This window comes from Pseudomonas syringae (assembly GCF_002157375.1).
In the GTDB taxonomy this organism is placed as follows: Bacteria; Pseudomonadota; Gammaproteobacteria; order Pseudomonadales; family Pseudomonadaceae; genus Aquipseudomonas; species Aquipseudomonas syringae_T.
In genome coordinates, this window is the sequence record NZ_MTSA01000004.1 from 141,788 (window position 1) to 153,615 (window position 11,828).

General features: G+C 58.6%; 10 protein-coding genes. 7 read left to right on the top strand and 3 right to left on the bottom strand.

All coding sequences use genetic code 11. The annotated features are described in order from the left end of the window. The first annotated feature begins 327 nt into the window (after positions 1-327). From BW686_RS05965 to BW686_RS05975, 3 genes are all read left to right on the top strand, one after another. Positions 328-1,272, top strand: coding sequence for an alpha/beta hydrolase (locus tag BW686_RS05965; protein WP_084915341.1), 945 nt, complete (start codon positions 328-330; stop codon positions 1,270-1,272). Between the two features lie 53 nt (positions 1,273-1,325). Beyond that, entirely contained in the window at positions 1,326-1,754 is a 429-nt protein-coding gene (locus BW686_RS05970; protein ID WP_084915344.1) for a GNAT family acetyltransferase, read from the top strand. A gap of 184 nt (positions 1,755-1,938) precedes the next feature. Next, positions 1,939-4,005, top strand: coding sequence for a TonB-dependent siderophore receptor (locus tag BW686_RS05975; protein WP_179149192.1), 2,067 nt, complete (start codon positions 1,939-1,941; stop codon positions 4,003-4,005). A 40-nt stretch (positions 4,006-4,045) separates the two neighbouring features. On the opposite strand, the gene BW686_RS05980 is transcribed toward BW686_RS05975, so the two are convergent. Then, complete coding sequence (locus BW686_RS05980) at positions 4,046-4,567, bottom strand: DUF3237 family protein (protein WP_084915348.1); 522 nt, start codon at positions 4,565-4,567, stop codon at positions 4,046-4,048. 224 nt (positions 4,568-4,791) lie between these two features. Between BW686_RS05980 and BW686_RS05985 the strand changes: the two genes are divergently transcribed. Both BW686_RS05985 and BW686_RS05990 read left to right on the top strand, forming a co-directional pair. Continuing rightward, positions 4,792-5,415 carry a TetR/AcrR family transcriptional regulator gene (locus BW686_RS05985; protein ID WP_084915350.1) on the top strand — a complete coding sequence of 208 codons (624 nt, stop codon included), beginning with the start codon at positions 4,792-4,794 and terminating at the stop codon, positions 5,413-5,415. Between the two features lie 138 nt (positions 5,416-5,553). After that, a complete protein-coding gene (locus BW686_RS05990) occupies positions 5,554-7,179 on the top strand; it encodes a methyl-accepting chemotaxis protein (RefSeq protein WP_373270985.1) in 1,626 nt (541 codons plus the stop codon). Between the two features lie 93 nt (positions 7,180-7,272). Here BW686_RS05990 and hmpA read toward each other — a convergent pair whose 3' ends face one another. Beyond that, positions 7,273-8,460, bottom strand: coding sequence for an NO-inducible flavohemoprotein (hmpA, locus tag BW686_RS05995; protein ID WP_084915354.1), 1,188 nt, complete (start codon positions 8,458-8,460; stop codon positions 7,273-7,275). 125 nt (positions 8,461-8,585) lie between these two features. Between hmpA and norR the strand changes: the two genes are divergently transcribed. Both norR and BW686_RS06005 read left to right on the top strand, forming a co-directional pair. After that, positions 8,586-10,172, top strand: a complete 1,587-nt coding sequence (gene norR / locus BW686_RS06000; RefSeq protein WP_084915357.1) for a nitric oxide reductase transcriptional regulator NorR — start codon at positions 8,586-8,588, stop codon at positions 10,170-10,172. 138 nt (positions 10,173-10,310) lie between these two features. Then, positions 10,311-10,739 carry a nuclear transport factor 2 family protein gene (locus BW686_RS06005; RefSeq protein WP_084915359.1) on the top strand — a complete coding sequence of 143 codons (429 nt, stop codon included), beginning with the start codon at positions 10,311-10,313 and terminating at the stop codon, positions 10,737-10,739. Between the two features lie 181 nt (positions 10,740-10,920). On the opposite strand, the gene BW686_RS06010 is transcribed toward BW686_RS06005, so the two are convergent. Next, entirely contained in the window at positions 10,921-11,802 is an 882-nt protein-coding gene (locus tag BW686_RS06010; RefSeq protein WP_084915361.1) for a CAP domain-containing protein, read from the bottom strand. Positions 11,803-11,828: the final 26 nt, after the last annotated feature.

Here is an 11,828-nt window from a genome sequence, read left to right on the forward strand (position 1 = left end):
AGTGGCCCGGGCGGTGGCAGATGACGAAAACACAGCGCCCGCGCGGGTACAGCATAATCCCCGACTATCAAAAAGGGCTACCTCAATAACAAATCGTGCTAACCGGCGTCTCCTTGACTCGGCCTTCGGGCATTGGCCGCAACCTGTTGAAGCGTAGAGGTTTGTGCCGCCCCCTTCGCCAACCTGTCAACACCCTGACCTCGACACGGTCCGGCTGCCTGCCGGCAGAACATGCAATATGCTGTAACCCGATGTTTGCCGACTCTCCTTGCAACCCACGTGCATAACCTGCATTTATTGCGATTCGCCGACTGGAACACTCGCCTCATGCCGATTTCACCTCTGGCCCGCTTCAAGGCCCGCCCGATCAGATGGCTGCTGATGCTTGCCATCATCATTGGCCTGCCGGTGGGCTGCGCCGTGCTTGAACACAAGGAGCGCGAGCTGGTCTTTCGCATCGAGCCCGGTACGGCGAGCTGGTACAGCGGGCTGCCCGATGAGGTTCAGGAGATCGAACTGCGGACACCTGCTTTCGGCACGTCGCAGAACATTCATGCGTGGTGGTGGCCTGCGCCTGACAAAAATGCCCCGGCCGTGCTTTACCTGCACGGTTCCAAGTGGAACCTGACCGGCCAGCTTTTTCGTATCCGGCAACTCAGCGCGCAAGGCTTTTCGGTGCTGGCCATCGACTACCGAGGCTTCGGTCAGAGTGCAGGCCATTTGCCGTCCGAGAAGTCCGTTTATGAGGACGCACGTATCGCCTGGGAACGCCTCAAACAATTGCAGCCCGATCCCCGCCGCAGGTTGATCTATGGGCACTCACTGGGCGGGGCGGTCGCGGTGGACCTGGCTGTCGAGCTGGGTACTGACGCGGAAAAGGACAACCTTCCGGTTCAGGCTCGGGGGCTGATCATCGAGTCCACCTTTACCAATCTCGCCGATGTGGCCACCGCGCTTGCCAACACCTCGCTGCCCGTGCGCTGGCTGCTGTCGCAAAAGTTCGACTCCCTGGACAAGATCGCGGACATCCGGATGCCGGTCCTGATCGTCCACGGCACTGACGACCGCTACGTGCCCGCGCGTTTCAGCGAACAACTGTTCAATGCGGCAAAAGAACCGAAGAGACTGTTGCTGGTGCCCGGTGGCACGCACAACAACAGCATGCAACTGGGGCAGCCGGCCTACAGCCAGGCCATCCAGACGCTGCTCAAGGCTCCTGCATCGCTGACTCAGGCCAGCCGACAGGATCAGCAGAAAAAAGACGCCGGTTAGACAATGTCAGGAACTGAACAGTAAGCTCCCGGTCCCGACCCAAGGACTGTGCAATGCCCCTCATCATCGAGTATTCCGACCCGCATCACCGCCTCGAGGTCATCCAGCTCTGGAAGACCGTTTTCAATGACGATGCGCCGCAAAACCGTCCGGATCTCTCGATCGACAAGAAGCGGGCGGTCAACGACCGGCTGTTTTTCGTCGCGATCATGGGCAACAAGGTGGTCGGAACGCTTCTTGCCGGCTATGACGGCCATCGCGGCTGGCTGTACTCGGTCGCCGTGGACCCGCAACAACGCGGCAACAGGTTGGGAACGGCACTGGTCAGGCACGCCGAACAGGCCCTGACCCGCCTGGGCTGCGTGAAGATCAATCTGCAGATCCACACGTTCAATGAAAGCGTGCAGGCCTTTTACAAGACGCTGGGTTACGCCCAGGAACCCATCATCAGCATGGGCAAGCGGATTGATGCCAACCTTTAGCCGCCATCATGATCGGCTGAGACGTTGATGACGGGGTGATCGAAACCGGTGTCAGGCCATTCATTTATTTACATGAGAATTAATATCAAATTACAATTATTGCTATTAACGTCCTGACAGAGCATCTCCCTTGAGCACTTCCACCCCACGCCCTCGCCGTCCAGGCCCTTTTCTGCTGTCTGCAATGTCTCTGGCGATGTTTTCCAGTGGCGCCGTGCATGCCGCCGAAGCCGCTACGCTACCCGCTACTCAGGTTTCCGCGTCGGCGACTGAGACTCAGGAAGGTTACAGCGCAAAAAGCACCAGCACGGCCAGCAAGAGTGACGTGCCGATCAAGGAAGAAGCGCAATCGGTGAACGTGGTGACGCCGCAGACCATTGCCGACTACAACGTGCGCTCGCTGGACGATGCCATGAAGTTCGTCAGCGGCGTGAGTCAAGGCAACACGCTGGGCAATACCAAGGACTCTCTGGTCAAACGCGGCTTCGGCACCAATGACGATGGCTCGATCCTGCGCGACGGCGTGCGCTCGGTGGTCTCGAAGAACTTCGGGGCGACCACCGAGCGCGTCGAAGTGCTCAAAGGTCCCGCCTCGTTGCTGTACGGCGCGATGGAACCGGGTGGCGTGATCAACGTGATCAGCAAACAGCCGCAGTACGTGCAGAGCACAACCCTGAGCGGCTCGGCGTACAGCGAGGGCGGCGGCAGCTTCGGGGTCGACACCACCGGCCCGCTGGGTGACTCCGGACTGGCCTATCGCATGGTGGCCGAACGTCAGAGCGAGGATTACTGGCGTAACTATGGCGTTGATCAACACACCCTGATCGCGCCGTCCCTGTCCTGGACCGGCGAACGTGCGAGCCTGACCCTGGCCTATGAATACAACGACTACGTCAGCCCCTTTGACCGTGGCACCGTGTTCTCGGGCGGCCATCCGGCCGATATCAGCTACGACAAGCGCCTTGATGAAAAATGGGCGAACACGGTCGGCATCAGCGAAACGGCAACCGCACGTTTCGAGTACCAACTCAGCGACGACTGGAAAACCCGTCTGACCTACGGCTGGAACAACGACCGCTACAGCCTTTCGATTGCACAGCCCAGCACCCTGTCCAGCAGCGGTGTATTGCGTCGTCAGGCCAACGGCGGCCACTACGATTACGAAACCCGCTATGCCAGCTGGGACTTCATCGGCAAACAGGAAGTTTTCGGCCAGCAGCACGACCTGCTGATCGGCGCCGAACAGGAAGATTCCGACAAGTATCGCGGCAAGACCTACCGCAATACGGCCCAGAACGGCTTCAATATCTTTTCGCCCAGCTACGGCAGCCTGGCCGAACCCGCCGTTGTCAGTGCGACCACCAGCAACCTCAGCAATCAGCTGACCTCCACGTCCATGTACATCAAGGACAACTGGCACCTCAATGACCGCTGGATTCTGGTACTTGGCGGGCGCTATCAGCATTATGACCAGTACATCGCTCAAGGTCTGGGGGCCAACCGCACCACCAATCTGGACAAAAATGACGATGTCTTCCTGCCGATGGCGGGCCTGGTGTTCAAGGTCAATGAAGACCTGTCGTTGTACGGCAATTACAGCCGTTCATTCGTGCCCAACGAAGACGTGAACGACGACGGCACCACGTTCGATCCGGAGGAAGGCCGCAGCTACGAAGTCGGCGCCAAATACGCCCTGGCGCAAGACCTCAATCTGAACCTGGCGGTGTTCGACATCGAGAAGAAAAACGTCGTCACGCCCACCGGGGTGACTGGCGTGAGCGAAGCCGCCGGCAAGGTCGGCTCGCAAGGCGTCGAACTGGACGTGACAGGCCGCATAGCCGAGCGCTGGGACATGATCGGCACGTACGCCTACACCCACACCGAAGTGCTCGACGACCCGAGCAACAAGGGCAACCGCCTCAGTCAGGCACCGAAGCACACGGCCAGCCTGTACCTCACTCACCATCTGCAGGTTCCGTCCGGCCTGGGTGAATGGCATGCCGGCGGCGGTGCGCGCTATCTCGGCGAACGTGCTGGCGACGACGCCAATACGTTCTACATGAGCAGCTACACCGTGGCCGATGCATTCTTGCGCTGGGATGTGCCAATGGCGGGCTACAAGACTCGCCTGCAACTGAACGTGGATAACCTGTTCGACAAACAGTATTACCCGTCCAGCACCGGCAGCCCGTTGCAGGTCAATGTGGGCGAACCAAGGACTGCGCGGCTGAGCGCCAGCGTCACGTTCTAGGGCTTTGCAGTGGAGCAGGCCTGCAAAGAGGCCTGCTCCGTCAGGACTTCATTCGGTAGAAACTGATCAGCATTTCTTGAGCGTGCAGGTAGTCGATCTTGGCGATGAAGGCGCTTTTCTCCAGCCACTCGTTAGGGCCAAGAGAGACTTGAAAGCGCGAGGTGCAGGTGCATTGGTAGTGGCCATCACTGATGGGCCAGGTGCCGTTCTGAAGTTCCTCTTGCCCTGCTTCATCCATGAGCAGCACGCCTCTGTTTTCAACGTTGATCAACTCGCCGAGCTGGGTAAGCAGTGTGAAACGGGTTTCCAGAATGGCGAGCTCGGATGACAGCTCGACCAGCAGACTGCTGCCGCCGGAAAGCACTGAACCGCTGAAATACTGGGCCTGGAACTCACCGCCCAGCACCATGCTGTTGCTGCGCAGACCGTCGCTGCAGATGCCCATGAGCACCGGAACATCGGTTTTCAAAATGACGCTCAGTACTTTTTCGAGAACGGGCACAGCGGCCGTATTGAAACGAACAGAGCGTTTGACGGGTTGCTTGAAATCGATGATGTTCATGGACCTGTTCACTCCATCATTGAATACTTTCGTGCAATGGATGGCTGAAGGCAGCCCATCAGATAGCACAATAAAGGGCGCATCCCGCTGTCGGCATTTATCTGAGCCTCCTTTTCCAGTAAGCTCCACAGAGCCGATTGAAATCGTACCGAACGGTTCAGTTCCAGTCTAGAGAATTCTGCACGTCCTGTGTCAGGCGGTTCACCAGAGGATTAAGGATATAAATGAAGGTGCGTACTGAAGCTCGCCGCGAAGCCATCATTGATGCCGCAGCCAGCGTTTTCCTCGAAATGGGCTACGAACGCGCTTCGATGAACGAAGTGACCAAGCGAATGGGCGGCTCCAAAGCGACGATCTACAGCTACTTCCCTTCCAAGGAAGAACTGTTCATTGCCGTTGTCGACAGGCTGGCAACGGCGCACCTGGCCGAGGCGGTCTCGGAACTGGCAACCCCTCCTGAAACAGGCGCCGACATAGAACTGAGGACGCTGCTCACCCGCTTTGGCGAGCGCATGTTGATGGTACTGGTCAATGATGACAGCGCGTTGGCGGTGTACCGCATGGTGGTGGCTGAATCCGGGCAATCCGACATCGGCATGATGTTCTATGAATCAGGCCCTCGGGAATGCCTGCAGACGATTGCGACATTGATGGGTTCAGCCATGCAACGAGGCCAGTTGCGTACCACCGATCCGGATATTGCGGCACTGCAACTCACCGCCCTGCTGACTGCAGAAACAGAAATCCGCCTGTATCAGCAGGCCCCCATGCCGTTAAGCGTCGAGCAGATCCGCGGCATGGTCGAGCGCGCCGTCGATACGTTTCTGCTGGGCATGGAAAAACACTGATCCGCTGGGCTTCGCAGGGCCGACTTAACTAGAAGTTAAAATTTATTCAACCCCCTTGAAATATTCTCTTACTATTTTGCGAACAAGTTAATCCGGGAGCGGGCGATAGCCTTTTGCCCACTCCGGAGAAACATCATGATGTTGCGAAAGCTCAATCTTGCCCCCCGCTCTGCACTGTGTTTCGGCGTCTTCTGCCTGATGATCATTGCCTTGGGCTTGCTGGCCCTGCGTCAATCAGCAGAACTCAACGCTGCCGAAAAATTTATTGAAACCAACGTACTGCCCAGCGTAAAGCTGCTCGCCTCTCTGGATCGGGAGTTTGTAGGCATCAGGGGTAACAATGCCCGCGTCCGTAACCCGATCGAACCGCAGGAACGAAAGACCAAGGCACTCGGCGACATTCAACAGTCCCGCTCGCTGATCACAGGCTACTCAGATGCTCTGGGCAAGCTGATCGTGACCCCGCAGGGGCGTCAGGCTTTCGACGAGCTCGGCAAAGCGAACGCCGATTATCAAGTGGCGCAGGATCGTTACCTGACCTTCGTGGCCGCCGGTAATCTGGAAGCAGCCGTCGCCATCTCCAACGGCGAAATGAAAAGCGCGGCCGATCTGGTCGAAAATACGCTCAAGAAACTTATCGGTATCAACGACGCCAAGGCTGAAAAAGCCGGCAATGCAGCAGACACGGCGTACCAGCAAACCTTGTGGATGGTGGGTATATTCATCGCCGTGGGTGTGCTGACGACCCTGCTTCTGGCCTGGATGTACACTCGCAGCCTGACAGGCCCCATTGGCGAATCGTTGAGCATCGCGCAACGGATCGCCACCAATGACCTGAGCAAGGACATTGCACTGGACGGTACTGACGAGGCTGCCAAGCTGATTGCCGCGCTCGCCGCCATGCAAACCAACCTGCGCAGTGCATTGACCCTGATCGGTGATTCCTCCACCCAGCTCGCCGCCACGTCCGAAGAAATGCATGCGGTGACCGAAGACGCTTCGCGCACCATTCAGCGTCAGAGCAACGAAATCGAAATGGCGGCCACTGCCGTCAACCAGATGAGCGCTGCGGTTGAAGAGGTTGCCAGCAACGCAGCCTCGGCATCGGAAGTCACCTCTCAGTCCAGCACAGCGGCCATGGCAGGACGCGCGCAGGTCGATGAAACCGTCACGGCGATCAACCTGATGGTCTCCAAGGTGCAAGTCACCTCCACCGAAGTGCAAGGCCTGGCGGCCATGGCAACGGACATCAGCAAAGTGCTGGACGTGATCCGCGCTATTGCCGAACAGACCAACCTGCTGGCACTTAACGCTGCCATCGAGGCTGCTCGCGCCGGTGAGGCTGGACGGGGCTTTGCAGTGGTCGCGGACGAAGTTCGGGCACTGGCCCACCGGACTCAGCAGTCGACCCGCGAAATCGAACAGATGGTCAGCTCGATTCAGACCGGCACCGGCAATGCCGTGACGGCGATGGAACAGACCAGCGTTCAGGCCCACAAGACACTGGAAATGGCCAACGGCGCGGGCAAGGCTCTGCTCGAGATTACAGAGTCGATCAGCCAGATCAATGAACGAAACCTGATGATCGCCACCGCCGCCGAAGAACAGGCTCAGGTTGCCCGCGAGGTGGACAGAAGCCTGGTCAGCATCCGTGACTTGTCCAGCCAGACGTCCGAGGGCTCCAACCAGACGGCAATCGCCACCGCAGAACTGTCGAGCCTGGCTTCAGGCCTGAATCGACTGACCAAACAGTTCCGCGTTTGAGTCATACGGGGGCCGGAACCTGAGTTCCGGTCCTCGCCAGCAACATACGCCGAAGCGCCCTGGCAAATAAGCCAGGGCGCTTTTTCGTTTTGATCAATCCAATGCTTCAGCAGGTCCGAAAAACTCATAATGGGTCTGCGCTTCAGGAACGCCCAGCTCCCGAAGCGTACGTTTCATGAATGCCATGAAAGGCTTGGGACCCAGAAAGTACGCCTCCACGTCGCGGTCTGCCGGTATCCATTGCTGCAGATGCTCGATCGACGGCATGCCCACCGCGCCGAGGCAGATCCGGGCATCAGCGCTTGCCTCTTCATGAACCACGTGCGCGTCGAACAGCGGATAGCGCCGCTGCCAGTTATCCAGTTCCACCTGGAAGGCTTGCACTTGGGCATTGCGGGCGTAGTGAATAAACACCACCTGACGCTTGCCTGCCTTCAGCGCTTCTTCAGCCATGGCCAGTGTCGCCGTAATCCCCACGCCACCACTGATCAGCACCAGCGGCCGGGTACCGTCTACCAAAACGAAGTTGCCAGAGGGAGGAAACAGTTCAAGCACACCCCCTTCCGTCATCCGGTCATGCAGGTAACGGGAGGCGACGCCATCCGGCTCGCGCTTCACGCTGATACGCAATCCGGTTCCCGAAGCCGGCGCCGACAACGAGTAGTTTCTGCGGATCTCCGTGCCGTCGATATCCAGACGTACACCAATGTACTGGCCTGATGTGTGTGCAATGACCGGCTTGCCATCCACCGGCTCCAGATAGAACGAAGAAATTTCGCTGCTTTCGGCAACCTTGCGCACGACCGTGAATAATCGGCCGCCGCGCCATCCGCCCGGTGCTGCCGCAACACGCTCATACACGCCTTCCTCGGCATTGATCAGGATGTCGGCCAATTGCTGATAGGCAGCGGCCCAGGCGGCAATCACTTCATCGGTCGCGATGTCCTCACCCAGCACCTCGCGGATCGCGCGCAACAGGCAGGTGCCGACGATCGGGTAGTGTTCCGGGAGGATTTGCAGCGCAACATGTTTGTTCACAATCTGGCCCGCAAGCGGCCCCAGATCTTCCAGGCGATCGATATTTCTGGCGTACATCAAGACCGCATTGGCCAACGCGCGTGGCTGTGCTCCGTTCGCTTGATGCGCTTGATTGAACAGGGGCCGGACTTCGGGGTGGTCCGCCAGCATGATTTGATAAAAATGAGTGGTCAGGGCCTCTCCGCCTGTTTCAAGAAGGGGGACGGTTGCCTTGATAATTTCGTGCTGCGATGGGGTGAGCATATGGACTCCGTTGAGCAGGTAAGTGTTATGGTCATAGCAACGGCTATGCCAAGCCAAAAACCCAGTAAAATCAGGTATCAAGGGCTCACACAGAGTCATTAAGACCAGGTCAAAAAGACTCGATCATGGAAAAAAAGGTCATTCAGACTCATCCGTCACGGGCACTTCAGGCGCTTCTTCCCCTGCTGGGAGACCTGACCGCCGAGATCCCCCCTGAACGTCGTTATCAACGGGTGTTGAGCGCGCTACAGAAACTGGTGCCCTCCGATGCCGTTGCCGTTCTACGTCTCGAAAACAATGTACTGATCCCCGAAGCTGCGGAGGGGCTGGCCATAGACGCAATGGCCAGGCATTACCAGGTGGCGAGCCACCCGCGATTAAAGGCGATTATCGACGCCCCGGGCGCGATTCTGTTTCCCGCCGACTGCGCCCTCCCCGACCCCTATGACGGTCTCATCGGGAACAGCCCTCTGCCGGTTCACGACTGCATGGGGTGCGCGCTGCGTATCAACGACAACGTCTGGGGTGTTCTGACACTGGATGCGCTGGAGGTGGGTCAGTTCTCTGAAGACGACCTGCAGACCGTCGAGACATTTGCCTGTCTGGCCGCCGCCACTGTGGTCGCGGCGGCGCATTTCGATGAATTGACACGTACCGTCGAAGGTGAAAGGAAGCGGGCCGACGCCTATCAGTTGGCGCAGCATGGTCCGACACAACGAATGATCGGCCACAGTGAAGTCTTCAGGCAATTGCTCACGGAAATCGATCTGGTAGCCCCCAGTGAACTGACGGTACTCATCACGGGGGAAACAGGCGTCGGCAAAGAGCTTGTGGCGCGCCAGTTGCACAACCACTCCGGGCGGGCAGACAAGCCCATGATCAGCGTCAACTGCGCCGCGCTGCCTGAAAACCTCGTGGAAAGTGAGCTGTTCGGTCATGTCAAAGGAGCGTTTTCGGGGGCCACCGATAACCGGCTGGGCAAGTTTGAAATGGCCAGTGGCGGCACGCTGTTCCTCGATGAAATCGGAGAGCTGCCTTTGTCGGTTCAGGCAAAGCTGCTCAGGGTGCTGCAAGGCGGGCATCTTCAGCGAGTGGGGTCTGACAGCACACATGTCGTGGATATCCGCCTGCTGGCGGCCACCAACCGGAACCTGGCCGAGGAAGTTCGGGCAGGACGTTTTCGTGCAGACCTGTATCACCGCCTGAGCGTTTACCCGCTGAGAGTCCCCCCGCTGAGGGAGCGCAAAGAAGACATCCTTCTGCTGGCAGGCGCCTTTGCCGAAGAAAACCGGTGGCGGGTTGCGCTGCCCCCGGTCAGGTTCTCGGCCAACGCCAAGGCAGCCCTTGGCCAATACGCCTGGCCCGGCAATATTCGCGAACTGGAACACCAGATTGCCAGGGCAGTACTGAAAGCCAAAGGGCGCCGATCAGGTTCGAGCCGTAGCGACTTGCTGGTTCTGGCCAGGGAGGACTTTGACCTTCCAGTGTCCGCGGGAAGCGCCGAAAACAGACCGTCCCAGCCCCCCGCATCAACCGCCTCCGGGCCTACGGATTATCGTGCAGCGGTTGACGCCTGCAAAAGGGACCTGCTGGAGCAGGCCTTGATGCATTACCACGGTAATGTGGCGGCGGCAGCGAGAGGTCTCAATCTGGATCGGGCCAATATGATGAGGCTCGCGACCAGGCTCGGGGTGAGTATCACGCGTGATTAGCTCACAGTGATTGCCGGGAGCCATAGCCCGGCACATCGACTTGTCGAACCGTTCACTCTGCTCTAAGTTGTACGACGACAGATGAATTAATCACCTGTCAGTTATGCCCGACCGACAACGACAAGAAAAGGGACACACATGAAGAAGCTCACACTGCTGATAGGTTTTCTGTGCCTGTTTACCGGGTACGTCAATGCCGCAACCTCCGATGAAGCCGACGTGGCCAGCGCCGTAGACAAGCTGACCCAAGCCATGTGGCACAAGGACATACCGCAACTGAACGCGCTGACCGCCGATAATCTGACCTACGGTCACTCCAGCGGCACGATCCAGGACAAACAGGCATTCATTGCTGACATCGAAACCGGCAAGAGCGCGTTCAATGAGCTGAAGATGCTCAATCAGAAAATTACCCTCTCCGGCGATGTGGCCCTGGTGCGCAATCACTTCTCGGCACAAGCGGTCAACAGCGGCAAGGTTGTGCCGACCGAGATCGAGAACTTCCAGATCTGGCAGAAACAGAACGGCCAATGGCTGTTGATCGGGCGTCAGGCGTTCCGTTTTTAGGCTCTGTACGAAAAGTGGCTGCGCTCGGTGATGCGGCGTTAAAAACAGGCTCGGATGCGAGTCCACTCGGAATGCTCATTGACAACACCTAGACTCCGTTTCCTCACCTGTTTTTGTTCGCTCACCGACTTTTCATACAGAACCTAACGTCCGGGCTGGCAGCCGCAGCACACGAAAAACTTCACTGCTGCGTGCCGAACATCGCCGTCCAGTAAATCCCGGCATCGCTTTTGGGGTCCATTGCGTAGGCGGCACCCAACTCGCGATAACCGGGGTTCATCAGATTGGCGCAGTGGCCAGGGCTGGCCAGCCAGCCGTCGACCACCTTGCGGGCGGTGTCCTGGCCGGCGGCGATATTCTCGCCGACCTGCTGACCGACGTACCCGGCCAGCTCGGCGCGATCGCCGGGCGTTCGGCCGTCGTGATCCTTGTGGTCAAAAAAGTTCTGATTGGCCATCGCCTGTGAATGCGCTTGAGCGGCGGTGCCCAGAACCAGGTTCCAGGCCAAAGGCGTGGTCGCGGCAAAGGACTGCGGCCCGCACTGGCGTGGCTGATTTCGGGCAACATTGACCATTTCAAGGATTTTTTGCCCTTCCGCCTGCCAGTCCCCCAGACGCGATGCCACCAGAGAACGCGCCAGCACAATGCGCCAGTCGCGCCCTTCCCGGCTGACCCCGATGTCGACGAATTGCGGGTCGAGCACAACACGGCAGAAACTCTCTTGCACGGCTTTCAGGGCCGAAGCGGCATCACGCGGTCCGGACAGGCTGATCGCCTGCACGGTAACCATCGGATAGGCAGCGCGCGTCAGCGCCTGTTGCAAATCCAGATTGCCATTGGCGGGCAATACCAGACGCGGGTCACTGGTGAGTGGCGGCAGCTCCATCGACACCTGCTCGCCACAGCGTTGCGCCTGACCGCGATAGGTATTAAGGGATTCGACCAGTTGCGTCTCATCGCTGGCCACTGCATGACTGGCAAACATTCCAAGGGACAGCACGCCAAAAAGTGACAGCGAAACGCTCAGGAGCGACAGGCGCAGGGTGTGGAAAATGACAGGCATGAAAATGTCTCTCTCGGGCTGAGTAC